The sequence below is a fragment of the Leucobacter albus genome, assembly GCF_039528015.1.
Lineage (GTDB): Bacteria > Actinomycetota > Actinomycetes > Actinomycetales > Microbacteriaceae > Leucobacter > Leucobacter albus.
This window is the reverse complement of sequence record NZ_BAAAKZ010000006.1, coordinates 56332-80443: the sequence shown is the minus strand read 5'-3', so window position 1 is coordinate 80443 and position 24112 is coordinate 56332. Positions and strand designations below refer to the sequence as shown.

At 67.2% G+C, this 24112-nt stretch carries 23 protein-coding genes; 20 read left to right on the top strand and 3 right to left on the bottom strand.

The window, feature by feature from the left end:
* The 16 genes from ABD115_RS08495 (at position 1) to ABD115_RS08420 (ending at position 17501) form a co-directional block, all read left to right on the top strand.
* A complete protein-coding gene (locus ABD115_RS08495) occupies positions 1–1227 on the top strand; it encodes an FtsW/RodA/SpoVE family cell cycle protein (protein ID WP_343960237.1) in 1227 nt (408 codons plus the stop codon).
* A gap of 5 nt (positions 1228–1232) precedes the next feature.
* Positions 1233–2309 (top strand): UDP-N-acetylglucosamine--N-acetylmuramyl-(pentapeptide) pyrophosphoryl-undecaprenol N-acetylglucosamine transferase, encoded by a 1077-nt coding sequence (locus ABD115_RS08490; protein ID WP_343960235.1) that lies wholly within the window; start codon positions 1233–1235, stop codon positions 2307–2309.
* Positions 2296–3579, top strand: a complete 1284-nt coding sequence (locus tag ABD115_RS08485) for an MFS transporter (protein WP_343960233.1) — start codon at positions 2296–2298, stop codon at positions 3577–3579. Before ABD115_RS08490 ends, ABD115_RS08485 begins: the two co-directional genes overlap by 14 nt.
* A gap of 331 nt (positions 3580–3910) precedes the next feature.
* Positions 3911–5365 carry a UDP-N-acetylmuramate--L-alanine ligase gene (gene murC, locus ABD115_RS08480; RefSeq protein ID WP_343960231.1) on the top strand — a complete coding sequence of 485 codons (1455 nt, stop codon included), beginning with the start codon at positions 3911–3913 and terminating at the stop codon, positions 5363–5365.
* Positions 5362–6504, top strand: a complete 1143-nt coding sequence (locus ABD115_RS08475; protein WP_343960229.1) for a cell division protein FtsQ/DivIB — start codon at positions 5362–5364, stop codon at positions 6502–6504. The genes murC and ABD115_RS08475 overlap by 4 nt, the downstream gene beginning before the upstream one ends.
* A gap of 132 nt (positions 6505–6636) precedes the next feature.
* A complete protein-coding gene (gene ftsZ, locus ABD115_RS08470; RefSeq protein ID WP_343960227.1) occupies positions 6637–7830 on the top strand; it encodes a cell division protein FtsZ in 1194 nt (397 codons plus the stop codon).
* A gap of 9 nt (positions 7831–7839) precedes the next feature.
* Positions 7840–8538 carry a YggS family pyridoxal phosphate-dependent enzyme gene (locus tag ABD115_RS08465; RefSeq protein WP_343960225.1) on the top strand — a complete coding sequence of 233 codons (699 nt, stop codon included), beginning with the start codon at positions 7840–7842 and terminating at the stop codon, positions 8536–8538.
* A gap of 30 nt (positions 8539–8568) precedes the next feature.
* The gene (locus ABD115_RS08460; RefSeq protein ID WP_343960223.1) at positions 8569–9054 is read left to right on the top strand and encodes a cell division protein SepF; all 486 of its coding nucleotides are present in this window, start codon (positions 8569–8571) and stop codon (positions 9052–9054) included.
* On the top strand, positions 9054–9350 hold the full coding sequence (locus ABD115_RS08455) for a YggT family protein (protein ID WP_343960221.1): 297 nt from the start codon (positions 9054–9056) through the stop codon (positions 9348–9350). The genes ABD115_RS08460 and ABD115_RS08455 overlap by 1 nt, the downstream gene beginning before the upstream one ends.
* A gap of 81 nt (positions 9351–9431) precedes the next feature.
* Positions 9432–10091, top strand: a complete 660-nt coding sequence (locus tag ABD115_RS08450; RefSeq protein ID WP_343960219.1) for a DivIVA domain-containing protein — start codon at positions 9432–9434, stop codon at positions 10089–10091.
* A gap of 7 nt (positions 10092–10098) precedes the next feature.
* A complete protein-coding gene (lspA, locus tag ABD115_RS08445; protein WP_343960217.1) occupies positions 10099–10701 on the top strand; it encodes a signal peptidase II in 603 nt (200 codons plus the stop codon).
* Entirely contained in the window at positions 10688–11605 is a 918-nt protein-coding gene (locus ABD115_RS08440; RefSeq protein WP_343960215.1) for an RluA family pseudouridine synthase, read from the top strand. The genes lspA and ABD115_RS08440 overlap by 14 nt, the downstream gene beginning before the upstream one ends.
* A gap of 183 nt (positions 11606–11788) precedes the next feature.
* Positions 11789–15292: a DNA polymerase III subunit alpha gene (gene dnaE, locus ABD115_RS08435; RefSeq protein WP_382388691.1), complete on the top strand. Its 3504-nt coding sequence runs from the start codon at positions 11789–11791 to the stop codon at positions 15290–15292.
* Positions 15289–16149, top strand: coding sequence for an ammonia-dependent NAD(+) synthetase (gene nadE, locus ABD115_RS08430; RefSeq protein ID WP_343960211.1), 861 nt, complete (start codon positions 15289–15291; stop codon positions 16147–16149). The genes dnaE and nadE overlap by 4 nt, the downstream gene beginning before the upstream one ends.
* The gene (gene msrA, locus ABD115_RS08425; RefSeq protein WP_343960210.1) at positions 16146–16670 is read left to right on the top strand and encodes a peptide-methionine (S)-S-oxide reductase MsrA; all 525 of its coding nucleotides are present in this window, start codon (positions 16146–16148) and stop codon (positions 16668–16670) included. Before nadE ends, msrA begins: the two co-directional genes overlap by 4 nt.
* Before the next feature lie 48 nt (positions 16671–16718).
* Complete coding sequence (locus tag ABD115_RS08420; RefSeq protein ID WP_343960208.1) at positions 16719–17501, top strand: Pr6Pr family membrane protein; 783 nt, start codon at positions 16719–16721, stop codon at positions 17499–17501.
* 249 nt (positions 17502–17750) lie between these two features.
* Here ABD115_RS08420 and ABD115_RS08415 read toward each other — a convergent pair whose 3' ends face one another.
* Complete coding sequence (locus ABD115_RS08415) at positions 17751–18296, bottom strand: single-stranded DNA-binding protein (RefSeq protein ID WP_343960206.1); 546 nt, start codon at positions 18294–18296, stop codon at positions 17751–17753.
* Positions 18297–18513: 217 nt separating this feature from the next.
* Here ABD115_RS08415 and ABD115_RS08410 point away from each other — a divergent pair, with 217 nt between their 5' ends.
* Positions 18514–18996: a DUF6993 domain-containing protein gene (locus tag ABD115_RS08410; protein ID WP_343960204.1), complete on the top strand. Its 483-nt coding sequence runs from the start codon at positions 18514–18516 to the stop codon at positions 18994–18996.
* A gap of 122 nt (positions 18997–19118) precedes the next feature.
* Here the strand turns inward: ABD115_RS08410 and ABD115_RS08405 are convergent, their stop codons facing one another.
* Positions 19119–20006: a phosphotransferase gene (locus ABD115_RS08405; RefSeq protein WP_343960202.1), complete on the bottom strand. Its 888-nt coding sequence runs from the start codon at positions 20004–20006 to the stop codon at positions 19119–19121.
* Between the two features lie 219 nt (positions 20007–20225).
* On the opposite strand from ABD115_RS08405, the gene ettA reads away from it, so the two are divergent.
* Together ettA and ABD115_RS08395 are read left to right on the top strand one after the other, a co-directional pair.
* Positions 20226–21905 carry an energy-dependent translational throttle protein EttA gene (gene ettA, locus ABD115_RS08400; RefSeq protein WP_343960200.1) on the top strand — a complete coding sequence of 560 codons (1680 nt, stop codon included), beginning with the start codon at positions 20226–20228 and terminating at the stop codon, positions 21903–21905.
* Between the two features lie 89 nt (positions 21906–21994).
* Positions 21995–22462, top strand: a complete 468-nt coding sequence (locus ABD115_RS08395) for an acyl-CoA thioesterase (protein WP_343960197.1) — start codon at positions 21995–21997, stop codon at positions 22460–22462.
* Positions 22463–22464: 2 nt separating this feature from the next.
* Here ABD115_RS08395 and ABD115_RS08390 read toward each other — a convergent pair whose 3' ends face one another.
* A complete protein-coding gene (locus tag ABD115_RS08390; protein WP_343960195.1) occupies positions 22465–23361 on the bottom strand; it encodes an acyl-CoA thioesterase in 897 nt (298 codons plus the stop codon).
* A gap of 63 nt (positions 23362–23424) precedes the next feature.
* Here ABD115_RS08390 and ABD115_RS08385 point away from each other — a divergent pair, with 63 nt between their 5' ends.
* Positions 23425–24087 (top strand): DUF8185 domain-containing protein, encoded by a 663-nt coding sequence (locus ABD115_RS08385; protein WP_343960193.1) that lies wholly within the window; start codon positions 23425–23427, stop codon positions 24085–24087.
* The last annotated feature ends 25 nt before the right edge of the window (positions 24088–24112 follow it).

Sequence of the window (24112 nt, the reverse complement as noted above, 5' to 3'; positions counted from 1 at the left end):
ATGGCCGGGCGGGCCGGGGCACCGAACTCGGGGAGCGGGAAGCCGCGCCCCGCGATTCTCGGCACCCGAATCTCGCTCGGAGCTGCAGAGAAGGGCGGCAACGATCGCACCGTTGCGATGCTGTGGGGCATCACGCTGCTGCTCACCGGCATCGGCCTGATCATGGTGCTTTCTGCCTCGTCGATCACGTCGTACACGGCAGATCAGGGTTTTCTCGGCGTGTTTTGGCGGCAAATGCTGTTCGCTGCGCTCGGGCTGCCGCTCATGGCGTTCGCTGCGACCCGCAAACTCGACTTCTGGAAACGCTGGGCGTGGTGGTTCTTCGGCGCGGGGCTCGTGCTGCAGATGCTCGTGTTCACCCCGCTCGGCCTCGCCGTTGGCGGCAACCGCAACTGGATTCTCGTTGCGGGCATTCAGGCGCAGCCCTCTGAGGCGCTGAAGCTCGCGCTCGTCGTGTGGATCGGCGCGGTGCTCCTGAAGAAAGAGAAGCTCCTTGGGCGGGTGTCGCACGAACTCATTCCGATCATCTTCCCGGGCGCGCTGCTCGCGCTCGGGCTCGTGCTGCTCGGGCGCGACCTCGGCACCGTCATCATCATGGCCGCGCTCGTGGTCGGGGCGATGTTCTTCGGCGGGGTGAGCTGGAAGTCGCTCGGCATCATCGTGCTCGGCGGGCTCATCTCGGTCGTGTTCTTCGTCGTGACGAGCGAGAACCGCATGGACAGGCTGTTCGAGCACGCCGGGGGTGGCTCGGATTACTCGAACCTCGGGTGGCAGCCGCAGCACGGGCTCTGGGCGCTCGCGAACGGCGGGCTGTTCGGCGTCGGGCTCGGCGGCTCGAAAGCAAAGTGGAACTGGCTGCCCGCGGCTGACAACGATTACATCTTCGCGATCATCGGGGAGGAGCTCGGCTTTGCCGGCGCGATGCTCGTCATTGCGCTGTTCATTGGGCTCGCTGTGCTGATGCTTCGCGTTATCTCGCGCGCACGAGACCGCTTCGGCAGGGCGGTCGTCGGTGGCGCGCTCGTGTGGATCGTCGGCCAGGCCTTCATCAACATCGGCGTCGTCATCAGGCTCTTCCCGGTGCTCGGCGTGCCGCTGCCGCTGATCAGCTACGGCGGCACCGCCCTCGTGTCGTGTTTGGTGACGATGGGCGTCGTGATTTCGATCGCGCGCGACGCGAAGCTGCACCAGGAAGAACTCGCTGGCACGCTATCCGTGGGACGATAGCAGGTATGACGACCTACCTTCTCGCCGGCGGCGGCACCGCCGGCCACGTGAACCCGCTGCTCGCACTCGCTGACCGAATTCGGGCGCGCGAGGCCGACGCGGAGATCGTGGTGCTCGGCACGAAGGAGGGCCTCGAGGCGCGGCTCGTGCCCGAGCGCGGCTACGAGCTCTCGACGATCGAGCGACTGCCGTTCCCGCGCCGCCCGAACGGCTACGCGCTGAAGTTCCCCGCGCGCTACTTCCGGGCCATTCGCGAGGTGCGGGCGCTCATCCGCCACCGCGGCGTCGACGTGGTTGTCGGCTTTGGTGGCTACGCATCGGCCCCCGCCTACCGGGCTGCGGCCAAGGAGGGCGTGCCCTCGGTGATTCACGAGGCGAACGCGAAGCCAGGCATGGCAAACAAGCTCGGCGCCCGCTCGACGTCGTTCGTCGGGGTGACGTTCGCGGGCACCCCCATCGCGCACGCCAGGGTCACAGGAATGCCGCTTCGGCCCGAGATCGAGAACCTAGACCTCGAGGCGCTGCGCTCCGAGGCCCGCTCCCACTTCGGCTTCGACCCCGAGCGCCCGACGCTGCTCGTCACCGGGGGCTCCCTCGGGGCCCGGGCGATCAACCGCGGTATCTCGAGCTCTGCCAGGGCGATCGTTGACGCTGGCGTGCAGGTACTGCACGTGTGGGGCGGTCTCACGGAGATCGAGGATCCGCTCGTTCCCGGCTACCGGGTGATCGAGTACTGCGATCGCATGGATCTCGCGTTCGCAGCATGCGATCTCGCGATCTCGCGCGCCGGGTCAACGACCGTGAGCGAGCTTTCCGGCCTCGGCGTGCCAGCCGTGTTTGTGCCGCTCAGCCACGGCAACGGAGAGCAGCGAGCAAATGCCGCGGGCGTCGTCGCCGCGGGTGGCGCGCTCATGGTCGACGATGCAGAGCTCACCCCCGAGTGGGTGACCGGCACCCTACTGCCCCTTCTCAGCGATCGTGCGCGGCTCACCGATATGGCGGCGCGGGCACGGGGCGCAGGCGCGCTCGACGGCACCGCGAAGCTCTACGACCTCGTGCACGAAGCCCTTGGCAATCGGTAGCGGGTCTGGCGGGGCTGGCGGGGCCGGCAGCGGCGCTGGCGGCGCTGGCGCGCCCACTCGCATAGCGCCGCGATCGTGGGCAATGCTCGCCGTGATGGTGTTCGGGCAGGCCTCGACCACACTCGTCACGGCGACCCCGGCCTTCCTCATTCCGTATCTGCACGCCGAGCTCGGCATGAGTCTCGCGAGCGCCGGCGTGCTCGCGGGTGCGCCGCACTTCGGGCTCGTGCTCACCCTGATCGCGTGGGGCGCGCTCACCGACCGATTCGGGGAGCGACGCGTGCTGATCACGGGGCTCTCGCTCACCACTCTCGCGATCGCCCTCTCAGTGTGCGCCGCGATATACACCTCGGGCGTCGTGTGGTTGGGGCTAGCGCTCGTGGCCTCGGGCGCGATGTCGGCCTGCATTAACAACGCGAGCGGCCGGCTGATCGCGGGGTGGTTCCCGGTCGATCGACGCGGCCTCGCAATGGGCATCAGGCAGACCTGTCAGCCCGTCGGCATGGCGGTCGCTGCGGTTACCATTCCGGCGCTCGCCAATAGCTTTGGCATCGCGGGGGCGCTCGCCTTCGGCGGCCTGCTCACCCTCGTGAGCCTGGTCGCCTGCGCCGTGGTCGTGGCAGACCCGAGCATCCCGGCGAAGACGCTCGCGGCTGCGAGCAGCAACCCCTACCGCGAGTCGTGGACGCTCGCCCGCATTCACGCTGTCTCGGTGCTGCTCGTCGTGCCGCAGTTCGTGCTCTCGTCGTTCGGGCTCGTGTGGTTTGTGCTGGGCTTTGGGTGGAGCGAGCTTGCCGCCGGTGCGCTTGTCGCTGCTGCGCAGCTCATCGGTGCCGGCGGGCGCGTCGTGGCTGGTGTGTGGAGCGACAGGGCAGGTTCGCGGCTGCGGCCGATTCGGCTGATCGCGCTCGCGTGTGCGGTGCTGCTCGTTATTTCTGCCGCATTCGGCTGGGCCGACTGGGCGCTGCCTGCGGCCGTCGCGTACGTGCTTGTCAGCTGCGTGAGCGTCGCAGACAACGGGCTTGCCTTCACCGCAGTCGCCGAGATCGCTGGGCCCAAGTGGTCTGGTCGCGCCCTTGGCACTCAGAACACCGGGCAGTTTCTCGCATCGTCGCTGCTGCCGCCGGCAGTCGGTGCGCTCATCGCGGTCGCTGGGGTGCCGGCAACCCTCGCCGCCGTGGCGATTGCGCCGCTGCTCGCGGTGCCGCTCGTGCCGAGCGAGCGCGAAGCGCACGCGACCGCGACCCGCACCGCTCGGGCGGCTCGGTAGGGGCGGTAGGCGCGGGCTGCGCGGGCTGCGCGGGCTGCGCGGTAGGGGCGGTATCTCAGGGCCGGTGCCCCGCCCAGGCCCGAGGGGGCGCGGTGAGCTGCGCAAGATATGCGATCTGCACAGCCAGGGGCCGTGAAGCCGAAATCTGTGCGTTATTGCGCTGATTGCCCCGGTCAGTGCCGCGGGCATCGCGGTGCGGCCGCCTGCTGCCGCTTCCCGCTGTGGCGCAGCGTGTTCGGGGGAGCCGCGCGATAAGATGGGGCGTCTTGAGCCGCCCTCGAACGGGTTGATGGCGTGCTCGAACTCCATGACGCTCTGAGGAGGCACCCCGATGATCTACCCCGACCTCGAGCTCGAAATTCCAACTGATCTCGGGCGGGTGCACTTCGTGGGCATCGGCGGCGCGGGTATGAGCGCAATCGCTAGCATGATGCACACTGCGGGTGTCACAGTGACGGGCTCAGACCGCGGGGCCAACTACAGCACCAGCGCGCTCGAGGCCGCCGGAGTCAGGGTGGCCATCGGGCACGCCGCAGAGAACGTCGGCTCGGCCGACACCCTCGTGGTGACCGGGGCACTTTCGCCCGAAAACCCGGAGTATCTGCGCGCCCGCGAACTCGGCATTCCGGTGTTGCACCGGTCGCAGGCGCTCGCCTGGCTAGCAAGGTCTGGCAGACTCGTCGCAGTCGCCGGCGCACACGGCAAAACAACCTCGACGGGAATGCTCGCAACTGGGCTTCGCGGCCTCGGCACTGACCCCTCATTTGTGAACGGCAGCGTGATCGCCGGCATTGGTGCGGCTTCTGCCGCGGGAACGGACGAGCTGTTCGTCATTGAGGCCGACGAGAGCGACAAGTCGTTCCTCATCTATGACACGCAGGTAGCGCTCATCACGAACGTCGACCCCGAGCACCTCGATTTCTTCGGCTCGCGCGAGAACTTCATGGCAGCGTTCGTGGAGTTTGCGCGTGGTGCGAGCGAGCTGCTCGTGATCTCGGCCGACGACCCGGGAGCCCAGGAGGTGCTTGCCACGCTGCGTGCTGAGCGTGCTGAGCGTGCTGAGCGCGCGCCGGGGGCGGATCGCGGGGGCAGCGTGACCCCAGTGCGCACCTTCGGGTACGCGGCAGAAGCCGATGTGCGCATCGTGTCTGTCGACACCAGCGGCCGCGCAACGCTTGAGCTCGAGAGCGCGGGGGAGCGCGCGAGCGCTCAGCTCGGAGTGTTCGGCGAGTACAACGCAGTGAACGCGGCCGGGGCTGTTGCGGTGCTCACCGGGCTCGGGTTCACCCTGCAGGCGTCGCTCACCGCGGTCGCCGCGTTTACGGGAACGCACAGGCGCTTCGAGTTTCACGGCGAGCCGGGCGGCGTGCGGCTCTACGACGATTACGCGCACCACCCGACTGAGGTGCAGGCGCTGCTGGCCTCGGCGCGCTCGGTGGCGGGCGAGGGCAAGCTCATCGTTGTGCATCAGCCGCACCTGTACAGCCGCACGCGAACGTTCTACCGCGAGTTCGCCGCGGCGTTCGCGGCGGCGGATCACACGATTGTTCTGGAAATCGATGGGGTGCGTGAGGCCCCAGACCCCTCCACGACCGGCGCGCTGGTGACGGAGGCGTTCGCAGACCCGTCGCGCGCGAGCTATGTCGATGACTGGGCGCGGGCGGCCGAGCAAGTGCGCGAACTCGCTTCGCCGGGAGACCTCGTGCTCGTCGTCGGAGCTGGAACCGTGTACAAGATTGTGCCGCAGCTTGCCGAGGCGCTCGGCGAGGCGAACGGGGCCGTATGAAGCGACCCGGCGGGTTCGACGGGGGCGTCGAAGACGACGAACTGCAGCGTCGGGCCGCCGAGGCTCGGGCCGCGCAGGCTCGCGCCGCCGAGGCCGAAGCAGTTGAGATGCGGGCCGCCGCGCTCAGTAATGCCGAAGGGCACGCAGCGCCATCAAGCGCCGCGCCATCGAGCGCAGCGCCATCAAGCGCAGCGCCATCAAGCGCAGCGCCATCAAGCGCCGCGCCATCAAGCGCCGCGCCATCGGGTGCCGCAGAAGCGGAGACCGTTGACCTGTCTGATCTCACCCTCGGCGAGCTCGAGCTCTCCGAGGTACGCTCGTCGCGCACCGGGCTCGCTCGGTTCGCGCCACGTGCGCGCGACGCAGACCCGGTGCGCGCCGCCGAGCGGCGGCTGCGCACGGCGGAGCGCCAGAACAAGCAGCGACAGCAGCGGGAGAAGCGGCGGTTCACGGCAGGGGCCAGGCGCAAGCGGCGGCGGGTGTACATCGCCCTCGGCACGGTTGCGGGCCTCGTGCTCTTCGTGCTCGTCGGCACCCTGACCCCGGTGATGGCGGTGCGCGAGGTGCGCATCGAGGGGGCCTCGAGCGTGAACGTCGACGAGGTGCAGCAAGCGCTCGCCCCGTTTGACGGGGTGCCGCTCGCGCTTGTCGACGAGAATGAGGTGCTGCGGGCGCTCGAGGGGTTCCCGCTGATTCAGCGCTTCGCGGTCGAGCGCGTGCCGCCGAGCACGCTTGTCGTGCGCATCGAGGAGCGAGTGCCCGTGATCGCGCTTGCCGAGAGCGACGTGTTCAAGCTCTACGACGCAGCCGGGGTGCTCGTCGGCGAGGTTGCTGAGCGGCCCGAGGGCGTTCCGCTTGGCGGCGACGGCCTGCACAGCACCTCGTCGAAGGGGTTTCTCATGGCGGCAAAGGTCGTGAGAGACATGCCGGGCGCGATGCGGGCGCAGCTCGCTGAGGTGAGCGCTGTGAGCGGCCAAGACGTGACCTTTATGCTCACGAACGGCATCGAAGTCTTCTGGGGCAACGACGATGAGACGAAGCGCAAATCGCTCGTACTCGAGGCAATGCTTGCCTCGTTGGCCGATCGCCCCGTGAGCCATATCGACGTGTCGTCGACCGAGTCGCCCATCTTCAGGTAGCTTCGCGGCGTGTCGGAGGTGCCAGCGCGGCTTCGACCCATACCGTTGTCACGAAAGCGTATACGGCAATACTAACTTTGAAGTTCAACTAGAACTTTAATGTTGATTGAACTTTAAGGTTGAGGGGACCAGGTGGCCATGAACCAGAACTACCTCGCGGTGATCAAGGTTGTGGGAGTCGGCGGTGGCGGCGTCAACGCCGTGAACCGCATGATTGAACTCGGCCTTCGCGGTGTTGAATTTATCGCGGTGAATACCGATGCGCAGGCGCTGCTGCTCAGTGACGCCGACGTGAAGCTCGATGTCGGGCGCGAGCTCACCCGTGGCCTCGGCGCTGGCGCCGACCCCGAGGTTGGCCGCCGCGCTGCCGAAGACCACGCCGAAGAGATCGAAGAGGCGCTCGCCGGCGCCGACATGGTCTTCGTGACCGCGGGCGAGGGGGGCGGCACCGGTACCGGTGCGGCGCCCGTTGTTGCCCGCATCGCGAAGTCGATTGGTGCGCTCACCATCGGCGTCGTCACCCGCCCGTTCAGCTTCGAGGGCAAGCGCCGCGCAGCTCAGGCCGACGCGGGCGTGAACACGCTTCGCGAGGCCGTCGACACGCTCATCGTCGTGCCGAACGACAGACTGCTCGAGATCAGCGAGCCCGGCATCAGCATGATCGATGCGTTCGCGGCCGCAGACCAGGTGCTGCTCGCCGGCGTGCAGGGCATCACCGACCTCATCACGACGCCAGGCCTCATCAACCTCGACTTTGCCGACGTGAAGTCCGTGATGCAGGGTGCCGGCTCCGCCCTCATGGGTATCGGATCCGCACGTGGCGCCGACCGCGCCATCAAGGCGGCGGAGCTCGCCGTGGCCTCGCCGCTGCTCGAGGCCTCGATCGAGGGTGCGCACGGCGTGCTCTTCTCGATTCAGGGCTCGTCGAACCTCGCGCTCAGCGAGATCACCGAGGCGTCGACGCTCGTGCAAGACGTCGTGCACCCCGAGGCGAACATTATCTTCGGTACCGTCATCGACGAGACCCTCGGAGATGAGGTTCGCGTCACGGTTATCGCTGCGGGCTTCGACGAGGAGCCGAACGCGCAGGCGCGCGCGAGCGACCGCGGCCGCCGCGCCGGTCACGTCGAGAGTATCGAGGAGGCCTCTGCCGTCAGCGCCGCGCTGTCGGGAGTTGGCGCACGCGCCGGCCAGGCCGACCAGGCGAACGAGACCGCCGAGTTCGGCGGCGCGCTCGCCCACCCGCCGGTCGAAGAGCAACTGCGCGACCCGGCGTTCGACGGCGACGATGACGACGACCTCGACATTCCCGCCTTCCTGAGGTAGGCGAGTGGCGTGAGCGTATCTGAGGGGGCGCAGCCCTACGAGGGGCTTGCCGACAGGCTGCAGGCCGTGCAGCAGGGCATCGCGGAAGCGTGCCGCGCTGCCGGGCGCGATGCGGCGGAGACGACCCTCATTGTCGTGACGAAGTTTCACCCGGCCGCGCTCGTGCGCGAGCTGGCCGCGCTCGGGGTCGCCGACGTGGGGGAGAATCGCCACCAGGAGGCCCAAGAGAAGGCGGCCGATCTCGCCGATCTCGACCTGAACTGGCACTACATCGGTCAACTGCAAACGAAGAAGGCCAGGCAGGCGGCCCAGTATGCCTCGGCGATCCACTCGATCGACCGCGCGCGACTCATTGACGCCCTCGCGCCGATCGAGCGCAGTCTCGACGTCTTCCTGCAGATCAACCTCACCGACGACCCCGGCCGCGGCGGGGCCGCCCCGAGCGAGATCGAGGCGCTCACCGAGCGTATTCTTGAAACACCGACGCTTCGGCTGCGTGGCGTGATGGCGGTTGCTCCGCTCGAGGAGCCAGCCTCCGCGGCTTTCGCCCGGCTCGCCGGCTACTCCGAGCGTGTTCGCGCGCTGGCCCCCGATGCGACCGACATTTCCGCTGGCATGACCCACGACTACGCCGAGGCTATCGCCGCGGGGGCGACACACCTGCGAATCGGCAGCGCAATCACGGGAAACCGGCCAGATGCCCGGTAGTCTCGATGCAAACAACCGTTGGGAGAACAGATGAGCAACCCGTTGAAGAAAACAATGGTGTTCCTCGGATTGGCCGAGGAAGGCCTTGAAGATGAGCCTGTCGCTCAGGCGGCGCCCGAGCGCGACCCTGCTCCCGCGGCCCAGCCCGCGAAGCAGCCCCAGCAGGCCGTTCGCCCAGCCGTTGCCCCGCTTCGCCGGGTCACCCCAGTCCGCAACCCAGCACCCCAGGCGATGAACGAGATCTTTACCGTCCACCCGACCGCCTACCGCGACGCCCAGGTGATCGCAGAGAGCTTCCGTGACGGCATTCCCGTCATCATGAACCTCTCGCGCATGAGTGACGAAGAGGCGAAGCGCCTCATCGACTTCTCGAGCGGGCTGACCCTCGGGCTGAACGGCCGCATTGAGCGCGTGACGAGCAAGGTGTTCCTGCTCACCCCGGAGCACATTGAGGTCGGCAGTGACGAACCCGCTCCCGAGGCCGATGGCTCGTTCTTCGTGGCGCCCTCTGCATAGTGGAGATTCTCTACATCCTTGGCACCGTAGTCGTTGTTGCGCTGCGGCTGTTCGTGCTGCTGTTGTGGGCGCGGTTCATCCTTGACTGGGTGACCGTGCTCGTGCGCGGCTTTCGACCGAAGGGCTTTCTCGCGATTGTCGTTGAGGTCGTGTATACGGTCACGGATCCGCCAATTCGGATGTTCCGCAAGATCCTTCCCCCCATTCGACTCGGCCAGGTCGCGCTCGACCTCGGCTGGTTTCTCACCATGTTCGCCTGCATCATTTTGATCCGGATTATCCCGAGCTGGGTGTAAACACCGTAAGCTCAATGAGAGTTTGCTAGCGTTGACGTGTAGATTGCGCAAGCGATCCATCCCACAGAAAGAGACTTACCGATGGCCTTAACTCCTGAAGACGTTGTGAATCAGAAGTTCACGATCACAAAGTTCCGTGACGGCTACGATCTCGATCAGGTCGACGACTTCCTCGATACAGTCGTTGAAGAGATCCGCCAGCGCGACGCAGAGAAGCAGGAGCTTGAGGCGAAGATCGCCGAGCTCACCGCCCAGCTCGAGGAGCGCGGTTCCGTGAACCCCTCCGAGGAGACGATCGTTGTCGACGCCCCCGTCGCAGCAGTCGCCCCCGAGCCGGTTGCGGAGCCGGCAGCGCAGGCCGCCGACGACTCGGGTGCACAGCGCCCCGACGCGATTAAGTCGAGCGCGATGCTGCAGATGGCGCTCGAGCTGCACGACAAGTACGTCAGCGAGGGCGAGACCACCCGCGACGAGCTCATCACCGCAGCGAAGACCAAGAGCACCCAGATGGTCGACGACGCCGAGCGCACCGCACGCGATCTCGTCGAAGAGGCTCAGAAGCGTCGCACCGACGAGCTCCGCGCGCACAGCGACGAGATGGAAAAGCTCAACCAGGTTGTCGCAGAGCTGCGCGGCTTCGAGAGCGAGTACCGCTCCACGCTGCGCTCCTACATCCAGTCGCAGCTGCGCGACCTCGACAGCTCGCCGGAGCCGCTCGTCAGGCCCGAGGGCCTCGAGTAAATCGAGGGTGGAGACACACACTTCTGCCACAGCGGCACCAAGCACCCTTCGCCGGGTCTTGGTGCCGCTGTTGCTCGTTGCCGTTGCCGCAACGGTGCTCGTTAGCGACCAGCTCGTGAAGAACTGGGTGGTCGCCTCGCTGCCCGAGGGCCAGTCGGTGCCGGTGCTCGGCGAGTTCTTGCAGTGGCACTTCGTGCGAAACCCGGGCGCCGCGTTCTCGATCGCGAGCGGCCAGACGTGGATCTTCACGATTCTCTCGGCCATCGTTGTCGGCGTGATCGTGTGGCAGATTCGCCGGCTGCGGTCGGTGCCGTGGGCGCTGTTTCTCGGGTTGCTGCTCGGCGGCGTGCTGGGCAACCTCACAGACAGGCTGACGCGAGCCCCAGGCTTCCCCGAGGGGCACGTCATCGATTTCATTTACACCCCGTGGATGATGCCGGCGATCTACAACATCGCAGACATCGGCATCGTGAGCGGCATGGTGCTGTTCGTGCTCATCACGCTCTTCGGCTTCTCGATCGAGGGCGGCCGAGAGAAGCGCGGCGCGAAAGACGAGGTCGCGGCGGATCCGATGACCGCCGAGGAGGGGCCCGAGGGTGGAACACCGTAGCCTTCCCGTGCCCGAGGGGCTCGCCGGTGAACGCGTCGATGCCGCCCTTGCGAAGCTCCTTGGCTTTTCTCGCAGCTTCGCGCAGGAGGTCATCGTCGCCGGCGGCGTGGCCCTCGACGGCGAGACCGTTTCGAAGTCGGCGAGGCTCGCGCCCGGCGCGCTGCTCGAGGTGAGCTGGGCCGAAAAGGCCGAGCCCACCGTCGTGCCCGTGCACCTGCCAGAGCTCGGCATCGTCTACGACGACGACGACCTCGTGGTGATCGATAAGCCGGCTGGCGTTGCCGCGCACCCGTCGCTGGGCTGGACTGGCCCGACGGTGCTGGGGGCGCTCGCGGGCGCCGGCTACCGCATCGCGACTTCCGGGCCGCCCGAGCGCCAGGGCATTGTGCACCGCCTCGACGCAGGCACGAGCGGGCTGATGGTCGTCGCGAAGAGCGAGCGCGCCTACAGCCTGCTCAAGCGCGCGTTTCGCGACCGCGAGGTGACGAAGATCTATCACGCCGTCGTGCAGGGGCACCCCGATCCGTTCTCTGGCACAATCGAGGGCGCGATCGGTCGCCACCCCGGCCACGAGTGGAAGTTCGCTGTGACGAGCGACGGGAAGCCGTCGATCACGCACTACGAGACCGTCGAGGCCTACCCGTTCGCGACGCTGCTCGAGGTGGAACTCGAGACTGGCCGCACGCACCAGATTCGCGTCCATATGTCGGCGCAGCGCCACCCGTGCGTGGGCGACACGATGTACGGGGCGGATCCGGTGCTGTCGGAGCGACTCGGGCTCACCAGGCAGTGGCTGCACGCGATGCGGCTCGGGTTCAGACACCCAGGCACGGGGGAGCCCGTCGAGTTCGAGTCGACCTACCCGGAAGATCTGCAGCACGCGATCGACGTGCTCGACGCGTAGCGATATCGCGGGGCCAGGGGCGCGGGGCGCCGTGCCCCGCGGTGTGTTTTTGGGCCGCGCCCACCGGGCATTCTGAGTGTGGATCGGTGGGCGACGCGGTACCCTTGAGAGGTCTTCGAAAGGGGCCCACACTTGTCGGATTCTGACGGTTTTGTTCACCTCCATGTGCACAGCGAGTACTCGATGCTCGACGGGGCGGCGCGAGTCAAGCCACTCATGCAAGCGGTCGCCGAGCAGGGCATGCCAGCGGTCGCCATGACCGATCACGGCAACACGTTCGGTGCGTTCGACTTCTGGAGCTCCGCAAAAGACGCCGGAGTGAAGCCGATCATCGGCATCGAGGCGTATCTCGCTCCCGGCACGCACCGCTCCGACCGCACGCGCGTGCGCTGGGGCGACGGCGGTGGCGACGATGTCTCGGGCGGCGGTGCGTACACGCACATGACGATGCTCTCGGAGACAACCGAGGGCATGCACAACCTCTTCCGGCTGTCGAGCTACTCCTCGCTCGAGGGCTACTACTTCAAGCCACGCATGGATCGCGAGCTGCTGCAGACCTATTCGAAGGGTCTCATCGCGACGACTGGGTGCCCGTCGGGGGAGATCCACACCCGCCTCCGCCTTGGTCAGTACAACGAGGCCCGTCAGGCGGCCGCCGAGTTCCAAGACATTTTCGGCAAAGAGAATTTCTTCTGCGAGATCATGGATCACGGGCTCGAGATCGAGCGCCGGGTGCAGAAGGAGCTGCTCGAGATCGCGCGCGACCTCAGCATTCCGCTGCTCGCGACCAACGACCTCCACTACGTTCACGAGAACGATGCAGAGGCGCACTCGGCGCTGCTTTGCGTGCAGTCGGGCTCGCGGCTCGACGACCCGAACCGCTTCCAGTTCAGCGGCTCGGGCTATTACCTGAAGAGCGCAGCAGAGATGCGGCATATCTTCCGCGAGCTGCCCGAGGCGTGCGATAACACGCTGCGCATCGCCGAGCGCTGCGAGGTCGAGTTCAACACCTCGGCGAACTACATGCCGCGCTACCCCGTGCCAGCAGGGGAGTCGGAAGACAGCTGGTTCGTCAAGGAAGTCGAGAAGGGCCTCCACTACCGCTACCCGAGCGGCATCCCCGACTCGGTGCGCAAGCAGGCCGAGTACGAGATCGGGGTCATCATTCAGATGGGCTTCCCCGGCTACTTCCTCGTCGTCGCCGACTTCATCAACTGGGCGAAAGAGAACGGCATCCGCGTCGGCCCCGGCCGTGGTTCGGGCGCGGGCTCGATGGTCGCGTACGCGATGCGCATCACCGACCTCGACCCGCTCCAGCACGGCCTCATCTTCGAGCGCTTCCTGAACCCCGACCGCGTCTCCATGCCCGACTTCGACGTCGACTTCGATGATCGTCGCCGCGGCGAGGTCATCAAGTACGTGACCGAGAAGTACGGCGACGAGCGCGTCGCCCAGATCGTCACCTACGGCACCATTAAGTCCAAGCAGGCGCTGAAAGATGCGTCGCGCGTGCTCGGCTTCCCGTTCGGCATGGGCGAGAAGCTCACGAAGGCGATGCCGCCGGCTGTCATGGCCAAGGACATTCCGCTGTCTGGCATCACCGACCCCGAGCATCCCCGCTACAAGGAGGCGGCGGAGTTCCGCGCCGTGCTGCAGGAGGACCCTGATGCGAAGCGCGTCTACGACACCGCGCTCGGCCTCGAGGGGCTGAAGCGCCAGTGGGGCGTGCACGCCGCCGGCGTCATCATGTCGAGCGACCCGCTCATCGACATCATCCCGTTGCAGAAGCGTGAGCAAGACGGCCAGATCGTCACGCAGTTCGACTACCCGACGTGCGAGGGCCTCGGCCTCATCAAGATGGACTTCCTGGGGCTTCGTAACCTCACGATCATCTCTGACGCGCTCGAGAACATTCGCCTGAACCGCGGTGTCGAGCTCGACCTCGAACGCCTCGAGCTCGACGACGCACCCTCGTACGAGCTGCTCGCCCGCGGCGACACGCTCGGCGTGTTCCAGCTCGACGGCGGACCGATGCGCGGCCTGCTTCGCCTCATGAAGCCCGATAACTTCGAAGACATTTCGGCCGTGCTCGCGCTGTACCGACCGGGCCCGATGGGCGCCGACTCGCACACGAACTACGCGCTGCGAAAGAACGGGCTGCAGCCGATCACGCCGATCCACCCCGAACTCGAAGAGCCGCTGAAAGACGTGCTCGACACGACCTACGGCCTCATCATCTACCAGGAGCAGGTGATGTCGATTGCGCAGAAGGTCGCCGGGTTCTCCCTCGGCCAGGCAGATATTCTGCGTCGCGCGATGGGCAAGAAGAAGAAATCGGAGCTCGACAAGCAGTACGAGGGGTTCTCGGGCGGCATGCACGAGCGCGGCTTCTCCGACGCTGCGGTGAAGGCGCTCTGGGATATTCTGCTGCCGTTCTCCGACTACGCCTTCAATAAGGCGCACTCGGCCGCGTACGGCGTCGTGAGCTACTGGACGGCCTACCTGAAGGCCCACTACCCGGCCGAGTACATGGCCGCGCTGCTCACGAGCGTCGGCGACTCTAAAGACAAGCTCGCGATCTACCTCAACGAGTGCCGCCGCATGGGCATCAAGGTGCTGCCGCCCGCGGTGAACGAGTCGTTCGCGAACTTCTCGGCAGTTGGCGACGACATTCGCTTCGGCCTCGGCGCGATCCGCAACGTCGGCGGCCACGTCGTCGAGGCGGTGCGCGAGGCACGCGAAAAGCTCGGCAACTTCGAGACCTTCCACGACTACCTGAAGAAGGTCGGCCTCCCCGCCCTGAACAAGCGCACCATCGAGTCGCTCATCAAGGCCGGCGCGTTCGACGGGCTCGGCGGCACGCGGCGTGCGCTGCTCGAGATTCACGAGAGCGCGGTCGAAGGGGCGGTGAAGGAGAAGCGCGCCGAAGAGAAGGGCGACGTCGGCTTCGACTTCGACAGCCTCTTCGCCGAGGCTGCAGAGGCCTCGGGGGAGAGCGCCGAGACGGTGTCGCTCGTGCCCGAGCGGCCGGAGTGGACGAAGAAAGACAAGCTCGCGTTTGAGCGCGAGATGCTCGGGCTGTACGTGTCAGACCATCCGCTTCGCGGCCTCGAAACCACACTCGCGAAGGAGGCAACGGCGACGGTCGAGCAGGTAACGAACCCCGATGGCAACTTCGACGGCGAGACCGTCGTGCTCGCGGGGCTGCTCACGAGCGTGCAGCACCGCACCGCGAAGTCGGGCAACCTCTACGGCATGGCCACGATTGAAGACTTCACTGGTGAGATCCAGGCGCTCTTCATGGGGAAGTCGTATCAGGAGTTCGGGCCGATGCTGCAGGCCGACTCGGTCGTCGCGCTGCGGGGCAAGCTCAACGCGCGCGACGACGGGATGTCGATGCATGCCTATGGGGTGCGCGGTGTTGACACGTCAGTGCAAGACGAGGCCGGGGCACTCACCCTGACGATCTCGGAGGCCCGCGCGACCGAGCCGCTCATGGAAGAACTCCAGTCAACGCTCAAGCGTCACCCCGGCGACTCCGAGATTAGACTGAATCTCATCACCCCGCACGCGGTGCGGGTGTTCGAATTGCGCGAGCAGGTGCGGATCTCGTCTGACCTGTTTGGGGAACTCAAGGGACTGCTGGGGCCCCGGTGCCTCATGGACGTAGAGGAGCTTGTGTCGTGAACGAATTGCAGCAGCGGATTATTCGCGAACTCGGGTCGCAGCCGTCGATCGTGCCGGCTGAGGAGATCGAGCGCCGCGTCGCATTCCTCGCGGACTACGCGGCCAGCATCCCCGGCGTTCGCGGCTTCGTGCTCGGCATCTCCGGCGGGCAGGACTCCTCGCTCGCCGGCAGGCTCGCCCAGCTCGCCGTCGAGCGGCTGCGTGCGGCCGGGCGCGACGCCGAGTTCTGGGCCATGCGGCTGCCCTACGGGGTGCAGCACGACGAGGCCGACGCGCAGCTCGCGTTGCAGTTCATTCAGCCAGACCACACGGTCACCGTGAACATCGCCGCCTCGGTCGACGGCTTGGTCCACGCACTCACCGAAGCTACCGGCGAGGCCGTGAGCGACTTCAACAAGGGCAACATCAAGGCCCGCGCGCGCATGGTCGCCCAGTACGGCCTGGCGGGCGATCGCGGGCTCATAGTGATCGGATCCGACCACGCCGCCGAGGCAATTACCGGGTTCTTTACAAAATTCGGCGACGGCGCGGCAGATGCGATCCCACTGCAGGGGCTCACGAAGAGCCAGGGCGCCGAGATGCTGCGAGAGCTCGGCGCCCCCGACAGGCTGTGGGAGAAGGTGCCGACAGCAGACCTGCTCGACGGTAAGCCTGGGGAGACCGACGAGTCGAGCCTCGGCGTGACCTACCCCGAGATCGACGCCTACCTGCGCGGAGAACCCGTCTCCGACGAGGCGCGCACGAACCTCGAGCGCCGCTTCCTCGCGACCGATCACAAGCGGCGCGTGCCCGTCGGGCCGAACGACTCGTGGTGGATAGCGGGCGACGACGCAGCAACAGAGGGAGAGCGCGCATGACGACGACATTTGTACTCGGTGGCGGCTGCTACTGGTGCCTCGATGCGGCCTACCGCGCGCTTCGCGGTGTCGTGGCGGTTCGCTCCGGGTTCACCGGGGGCGAGCTGCCGAACCCCAGCTACGAGGCCGTCTGCACGGGGCTGACGGGCCACGCCGAGGTCGTTGAAGTCGAGTTCGACGAGCGGGTGCTGCCGGCAGCTATCGTGCTCGACGCGTTCTTCACGATGCACGACCCGCGCCAACTGAACCGTCAGGGCAACGATGTTGGCACCCAGTATCGCTCCGCGATGTTCTATGCAGACGAGGCGCAGCGCGAACTCTTCGAGGCGGCGCGTGCCCGCGCAGACGAGGCCTGGGGCGGCGGCGTTGTGACCGAGATCTCAGAGCTCGGCGACGTGTTCCCTGGCCCCGAGGAGCACCAGGATTTCTTCGCGAAGAACCCGACGCAGGGGTACTGCCTCGCGGTTGCCGTGCCGAAGGTGAACAAGATTCGCGCGGGCTTCGCCGAGTACCTGGTGTGAGCGCGCGGCCTGCCGCGTGGTCGGCCCGCGGTCTCGTATGATTTGGCCATGACCAAACGAGCCACGGCCGAACGCTCAACCACAGAACGCTCAACCACCGAACATCGTGCACCCGCGGGCGCGGGCTCCGACCGGATGATTCGCGACGGCGCGCTGGCATGGCGCCCGGCGGCGCTGGCGTTTCGTGTCGTGTCGCTGGTGCTCATCGCTCTGGGCATTGTTCGCATCACCGGCATATTCGGCCCGAACCCCGGGTGGGCCGCGTTCTCGTTTTACACCGTGCAGAGCAACCTGCTGTGCCTGGTCTGGGTAGCGCTGCTCGTGGTCGCGACAGTGCGCGACTTGCGGGGGCAGGGCGTGCGGGGGTACTCGACGCCCTCGGTGCGGTGGAGCGCGGCCGTGATGATGGCGATCACGATCACCATGCTGGTCTACCTCATCGTGCTCGTGCCGGCGACGTTCGTGCAAGACAGCGGCTACGTTCCGTTCTCGCTGACCGACAATCTCATTCACATCATTACTCCCTGCCTGCTCATCGTTGACTGGATGGTGTTCGTGCCCAAGGGGAGGCTGCGAGCGTTCGACCCGCTGCTCTGGGCGATTATTCCCCTGCTGTACCTGGTGTTCGCGTTTGTGTACGGCGGGCTTGGGGGCGAGTTCTCGCCAGGTCAGCGCTACCCGTACCCGTTTCTCAACGTCGATGAGCACGGTGTCGCCGGCGTCGCAGTGCGGGTGTGTGTGCTCGCCGTCGCACTCATCGGCGTCGGCTACGCCTACTTCGGTCTCGACCGACTCCTCTCGCGCAACCGGCGTGGCCACCAAGCCTCGTAGCGGCGTAGCCTCTCGGCCCTCCACCCTGGGGCCCTCCACCCTGGGTGCCGTCTCCCGCGACGCCGCCTGCGGTAGATAGGTGATCTGCGCTCCCACGGCCCGGGGCGCGATCTCAGAGGCTATTGGGTGCAGATTGCCGATTGGGCGCGGATATTGATGCGGGTGGCGGGTGGCGGGTGGCGGGTTGCGGGTTGCGGGTTGCGGGCAAGGCCAGGGGCGTGGCCGCGGGGCACGACCACGCCCCTGGGGCTAGGCTGCCGATGGCACCTTCGGGGTAAACCCGTCGGGCGACATCGGCTCGCTGCCTGACCCGGTGACCGCCGCGCTGGCAGCGACCGCTGGCGGGGGCGCGGAGGGTGGCGCCGGTGCAGGGACCGGAGCGTCGTGGGGGTTCGGCGCAGCCACGGCTCCGGTCGGCTGGCCCGCGGGCGCCTCGGCGCTCATGGCTTTCGTGAACGCCGATACGCCGAAGTGCACGTCGTGCCCGATGCCCTCGGCGTCTACCTCAACAGAGGTGCCGCGCTTCTCGTCTTTCTCCCAAGTGCGCACCCGCAGCTTACCCGTGAGCACGACGCGGTCACCCTTCTTGAACGAACGGTTCGCATGGCGCGCGAGGCTGCGAAACGTATTCACGGTGAACCAGTTGGTATCGCCGTCAACCCACTCCTGGCTGTTCGCGTCGTAGCGACGCTCCGTGCTCGCCAACCTGAAGGTACAGAACTCGGCACCGCCCTGCGGGGTGAAAAACTTCGGGTCGGTCGCGATCTGGCCGACGAGACTGAGATTGTGTGACATGGGAACTCCTCGTGGTTGGTGGCGACGCCGGGAATGCGACGCTCCTCGCATCCAGGGTGCATGCCTGTGTGCCGACCCAGCGGTCGCATGACGAAAATGTGGAGACCGTGCCCCTACGGCGAGGGGAGCCGCGCACTGTGGAGAACGCTCAACGGGGCCTTCGGCGACTCCGTGACTTGTTGGGTGCTCACAGCAGCGAGCCCCCTAGACTTGCACCATGGTTGTGAAACGCGCTCGCCGCACACTTGTCGCTGTTACGGGGGCGGTGCTGCTCGCCGCCGGCCTTGCCTCGTGCTCGTTGCTCGAGGGCCCGACGCCCGCGACGCCCGAGCGGCCGACCCCGGCGCCGCCGGCCGAGCCCGCGGTGTTCGTGCCAGGCGGTACCGCCGAAGAGAACCTGCCGTTCTTCACCCAGGTGCTCACCGACTATGCGGCGGGGGAGCAGCCCGTGCAGGGGCAACCGCTCGTCGACGCCGTGGCTGCTGGCGGGTTCGACAAAGCAGACATGCAGGTCTCGTTCGATCAGTCGAAAACGAACCTCGTCGCCGACAGCATCTATGTCGCCGTGCGCTCGGGTGAGACCTGCCTCATCGGCCAGATTGCCACCGACAGCCGCGAGGTAGCGGCCGAGGCCGTTGCCGCAGTCGGCCCCGAACGCAACGTCTGCATGATTGGCGAGACCCGGCCCATCGACTGGTAATTGTGAGCGGGCCAAGGCCGGCCGAGACAGTGGGCGGCGCAGCCAGCCAAGCGACGGGTCAGAGGCCGGGGCGGCGGGCACTCGAGCGCCGGGAGAAACCCCGCCCGGCTCGCCCCGCGCTCCTACCCGAGATCCCAGAGCAACCGATAGTAGGCGATGCGCTCCGGGTCGGGGTCGATGCCGTAGCCCTCGTAGACGAGGTGATCGAACCCCGGGCCGTGGTTCCAGTCGATGCTCCAGGCAGCCACTGCGAGATCGGCCCAGCGATCTGCCACGCCGAGCGAACCAAGATCGACGTGGGCGGCGAACCGGCCCTCAGCGTCAAGCAGCGTGTTCGGCGCGCAGGCGTCGCCGTGGCACACCACGAGCCGATCCACCGCTGGCGCATCGTGCAGCAGCGAGCGCGCCTCCGCGACCGACAAGCCGCGGTAGTCGCGGCTCCAGTCTGCCGGGCTCTCGCCCGAGGCCACGCGCTCCTCGAACCGTGCGATGCGATCGCTGATCGCCCACTCGAACGGGCACTCGTCAACCGGCAACCGGTCGTGGAGCGCCCGCAGACCAGCGCCGATCGACCGTGCGGCGGTCTCGGGCTCGGGGATCCACCGCGGCGCGACGGCCGACTCGCCCGCGAGCGCGCGTGTGATGAGCCACGACCCGCTCGCGTCTTCACCGTGCGTGAGCACCTCGGGCACCACAGCGCCGCGAGCCCGCGCCCACGCGAGCCTCTCAGCCTCAGCGGCGAGGTCGAGCTCAGGTGTGCCGGCCGCGACCCACTTGACGAAGCTCGCGGAGGCGTACTCGGCCCCACCCGAGCCAGCCGAACCACCCGAGCCAGCCGAACCACCCGAGCCAGCCGAACCACCCGAGCCAGGGTCGCGAAACGTCAGCCCGCCGAGTCCGTTTACCCACACGGGAACGAGCTCTCGGCCGCCCGTGAGCTCGGCCACTCGCGGTGGCACGGCGACCGGCCCGCTAGGGATCTCGGCGACGGGTGAGGGGAATTCGCTCATGCTGACGAGTCTACGGGCGCACGGCCGCCAGAATGGCCCGTGAGGGCGAGCCGCCCGGCAGGCGTGCAAGAGCAAGCCGCCCGGCAGGCGTGCAAGAGCAAGCCGCCCGGCAGGCGTGCAAGATCGAACTGCCAGGCAGGCGCAGACCGGGTAGAGTAGTCCGCGTTAGATTCCACCTCGTGAAGCAGGGAGTTCGGGGCACGCTCGCCCGGAAAATATATGGCTGAATACATTTACCAGATGGTTCGCGCGCGCAAGGCCGTCGGCGAGAAGCTGATCCTTGACGACGTGACGATGTCGTTCCTTCCCGGCGCGAAGATCGGCATGGTCGGCCCGAACGGTGCGGGCAAGTCGACCATCCTGAAGATCATGGCGGGGCTCGACACCCCCTCGAACGGTGACGCGGCGCTCACGCCCGGCTACACCGTCGGCATTCTCATGCAGGAGCCAGAGCTCGACGAGACGAAGACCGTGCTCGAGAACATCGAGGGCGGCATCGCCATCAAGGGCAAGCTCGACCGCTTCAACGAGATCTCGGCGCTCATGGCCGAGCCAGACGCTGATTTCGACGCGCTGCTCGCAGAGATGGGCACGCTGCAGGAAGAGATCGACGCTGCAGACGGCTGGGATCTCGACAACCAGCTGGCGCAGGCGATGGACGCGCTGCGCACCCCGCCCGGCGATGCTGAGATCGGGCCGCTGTCTGGCGGCGAGAAGCGCCGCGTCGCGCTCACCAGGCTGCTGCTGCAGAAGCCAGACCTGCTGCTGCTCGATGAGCCAACTAACCACCTCGACGCCGAGAGCGTGCTGTGGCTGGAGCAGCACCTGCAGAAGTACCCTGGCGCCGTCATCGCGATTACCCACGATAGGTACTTCCTTGACAACGTCGCCGAGTGGATCGCCGAGGTCGATCGCGGCCGTCTCATCGGCTACGAGGGCAACTACTCGACCTACCTCGAGAAGAAGCACGAGCGCCTCGACGTGCAGGGCAAGAAAGATCAGAAGCTCGCGAAGCGCCTGAAGGAGGAGCTCGAGTGGGTGCGCTCGAACACCAAGGGCCGCCAGGCGAAGTCGAAGGCGCGTCTCGCGCGCTACGAAGAGATGGCGACAGAGGCTGAGCGCACCAGGAAGCTCGATTTCGAGGAAATCCAGATCCCTGCAGGCCCGCGCCTCGGCAACATCGTCATCGAAGCGAAGGACCTGAAGAAGGGCTTTGGCGACCGCATGCTCATCGACGGGCTGTCGTTCTCGCTGCCGCCAAACGGCATCGTCGGCGTCATCGGCCCGAACGGTGTGGGCAAGACCACGCTCTTCAAGACGATCGTTGGGCTCGAGCCGCTCGACGGTGGCGACCTGAAGATCGGCGAGACCGTGCAGATCAGCTACGTCGACCAGAACCGCGCGAACATCGACCCAGACAAGACGCTCTGGGAGGTTGTGAGCGACGGCCTCGACATCATCACCGTCGGCAAGACCGAGATCCCGTCGCGCGCCTACGTCTCGAAGTTCGGGTTCAAGGGCCCGGATCAGCAGAAGAAGGCCGGCGTCCTCTCGGGTGGTGAGCGCAACCGCCTGAACCTCGCGCTCACGCTCAAGCAGGGCGGCAACCTGCTGCTGCTCGATGAGCCTACGAACGACCTCGACGTCGAAACGCTGCAGTCGCTCGAGAACGCGCTGCTCGAGTTCCCCGGCTGCGCCGTGGTGATCACGCACGACCGGTGGTTCCTCGACCGTATCGCGACGCACATTCTCGCGTACGAGGGCACCGAAGAGAGCCCGGCCGACTGGTACTGGTACGAGGGCAACTTCGAGGCATACGAGGCGAACAAGGTTGAGCGCCTTGGTGTCGACGCGGCCAAGCCGTCGCGCAGCCACTACCGCAAGCTCACGCGCGACTAGTTCGCGCTGCTGTGCCCGCTGGCCTCGGCCCGCGGGCACAGCTGTTTGTGCGCGGAAGTGGGGGCCGAAGGCCTGGGAAGGGTGAAAACATGGCACGAGCACACGTCGAGCTGCAGCTGCGCTGGGGCGACCAAGATGCATACGGGCACGTCAACAACGTCGCGTACGCGCGGCTGCTCGAGGAGGCGCGCGTGCGCGTGCTCTGGATGGGCGCCGCGACCGAGCCGACGGGCCTAGAGCAGCACTTCAACGCCGGCGAGACGGCGGAGCACATGATGCTCGTCGCGAGCCAGCAGATCGAGTTCGTGCGGGTGCTCGACTACTCGGCGCGCCCGGTGATCGTCGAGATGTGGATCGGCAAGCTCGGCGGGGCCAACCTCGAGATCCACTGCGAGATTCTTGACGGGGCGGCCACAGAACGCACGGTTGTCGCGCGCGCGATCACCGCCGCGGTGATGGTCGACTCGAAAACCGTGCGCCCGACGAAGATCACGGGCCCCGCCCGCGAGGCGGTCGCCGCATGGATGGACGAGCCGCTCGTGCTCCGCACGCGGTAGCGCTACCGCGGCAGCCTGATCATCGACTCCTGCGAGACGCTCGCGACGAGCGCGCCGGAGCGGTCGTAGAAGCGGCCGTGCGCGAGCCCCCTCCCGCTCTGGGCGGTTGGCGATTCGAGCTCGTAGAGCAGCCACTCGTCGACCTGGAACGGGCGGTGGAACCACATGCTGTGGTCGAGGCTCGCCGCGCTCATGCCAGGTGTCGCCCATGGCAGGCCGTGCTTGCGCGTGACGGGCTCGAGCAGCAGGTAGTCTGACGCGAACGCGAGCGCCGCCGAGTGCACGGGCTGGCCGCCAGCGAGCGGCTCGCGGCTGCGCAGCCACACGTACTGCCGGTTCGTGAGTTCGCCCGGTTCCATGACCATATCGGCCCCCACGTGGCGAAAATCGAACGGCCGGTTGAGAATCCACGAGCTGCGCGGGTCTCCGGTGAGGTGGCCGTACTTCTCCCACACCGTCGGCAGGTCCTCGGGCTGTGCGATCGCCGAGACATCGAAGCTCTCCTGGTGCTCGAGCCCCTCTTCGGGGCCCTGGTACGAGGCAATGAGCGACATGAGCACCTCGCCGCGCTGGTAGGCCTGGGCGCGCCTGGTAGAGAATGAGCGGCCGTCATGCAGCCGTGCGATCTCGAAGGTCATCGGGGTGCGGCTGTCTCCGGGGCGCACGAAGTAGCCGTGCATGGAGTGGATCTCGCGGCCCTCTGGCGCCGTGAGCCCCGCGGCCACGAGCGCCTGACCGAGCACCTGCCCGCCGAAGGCGCGGCCGTGCGGCGTCGGCATCGCGGGCCCGGTGAAGATGTCGTAGTGCGTGCGTGCCTCGGTGTTTGCGAGCGAGAGCATCTCGGCGAGGTTCGGGGCAGGAACGTCGCGAGCCTGGGACAGTTTCGCCTGGTCAGTCATAGGGCTCAGTCTAGGCCGCGGCCGCTCGGCCCGCGCTCACCTCGCGGGGCTAAGCTGAGATCGATGACCGCTGAGACTCTTTCCCTAGCCCTCGCCGACACGGCGACCCGCCAAGACCTGCAGAACTTTCTCGGCCGCCTGGTGCGGCTCGGGGAGGCGGAGGTGCGGCTGCAAACCCGAGGCGACGTGCTTGCCGTATACGGCTGCACGCAGGCGCCAGCCGGAATTATGGACGACACCCCCGTGGTGCTCGTTATGCGCGCATTTCCGCTTGCCGAGGCGCCCGCCGTGCCCGTCGACACTGTGGTAGAGGTGCGGTCGCTCACCGACAGGCTCGCGCGCGAGGAGTCGGGGCTCACCCTCGCGCTGCCCGACGTGACGGTCGCCGCCGCGTGGAGCGGCGTGCTGCCGCCGCTCGGCGGCTGGGAGGCCCGCGGCGAGATCGATGCGGGGTCGCTCGCGATCGTCGCCGCAGAGGGCATGGCTCGCGTCGCAGAGAATGTGCCGGCCGATGCCGGCGACCCGGTCGTGCAGAAGGTGCGTCGCGCGGTGTGGGGGAGCGAGATCGCGCCCGGTATCCCGGCAGCTGCGGCGTTCGCGGCCGAGGGGCTCGGGTTCTTGGCGGGGGTGGATCGGCTCGCCATTTCCGGCAGCCGCGCCTGGACGAGACTGAGCGGCCGTAACGGTCACGTCATCTTGCGCCGCGGCGTGGGGCTGATGGGCTAGAATAGACGGGTCTATCTAGAGGAGT

Coding starts and splice junctions, on each gene's coding strand:
- ABD115_RS08495 (WP_343960237.1), top strand. CDS start 1: ATGGCCGGGCGGGCCGGGGCACCGAACTCGGGGAGCGGGAAGCCGCGC.
- ABD115_RS08490 (WP_343960235.1), top strand. CDS start 1,233: ATGACGACCTACCTTCTCGCCGGCGGCGGCACCGCCGGCCACGTGAAC.
- murC (WP_343960231.1), top strand. CDS start 3,911: ATGATCTACCCCGACCTCGAGCTCGAAATTCCAACTGATCTCGGGCGG.
- ABD115_RS08475 (WP_343960229.1), top strand. CDS start 5,362: ATGAAGCGACCCGGCGGGTTCGACGGGGGCGTCGAAGACGACGAACTG.
- ABD115_RS08460 (WP_343960223.1), top strand. CDS start 8,569: ATGAGCAACCCGTTGAAGAAAACAATGGTGTTCCTCGGATTGGCCGAG.
- ABD115_RS08450 (WP_343960219.1), top strand. CDS start 9,432: ATGGCCTTAACTCCTGAAGACGTTGTGAATCAGAAGTTCACGATCACA.
- dnaE (WP_382388691.1), top strand. CDS start 11,789: ATGCTCGACGGGGCGGCGCGAGTCAAGCCACTCATGCAAGCGGTCGCC.
- msrA (WP_343960210.1), top strand. CDS start 16,146: ATGACGACGACATTTGTACTCGGTGGCGGCTGCTACTGGTGCCTCGAT.
- ABD115_RS08420 (WP_343960208.1), top strand. CDS start 16,719: ATGACCAAACGAGCCACGGCCGAACGCTCAACCACAGAACGCTCAACC.
- ABD115_RS08415 (WP_343960206.1), bottom strand. CDS start 18,296: ATGTCACACAATCTCAGTCTCGTCGGCCAGATCGCGACCGACCCGAAG.
- ABD115_RS08410 (WP_343960204.1), top strand. CDS start 18,514: ATGGTTGTGAAACGCGCTCGCCGCACACTTGTCGCTGTTACGGGGGCG.
- ABD115_RS08405 (WP_343960202.1), bottom strand. CDS start 20,006: ATGAGCGAATTCCCCTCACCCGTCGCCGAGATCCCTAGCGGGCCGGTC.
- ettA (WP_343960200.1), top strand. CDS start 20,226: ATGGCTGAATACATTTACCAGATGGTTCGCGCGCGCAAGGCCGTCGGC.
- ABD115_RS08395 (WP_343960197.1), top strand. CDS start 21,995: ATGGCACGAGCACACGTCGAGCTGCAGCTGCGCTGGGGCGACCAAGAT.
- ABD115_RS08390 (WP_343960195.1), bottom strand. CDS start 23,361: ATGACTGACCAGGCGAAACTGTCCCAGGCTCGCGACGTTCCTGCCCCG.
- ABD115_RS08385 (WP_343960193.1), top strand. CDS start 23,425: ATGACCGCTGAGACTCTTTCCCTAGCCCTCGCCGACACGGCGACCCGC.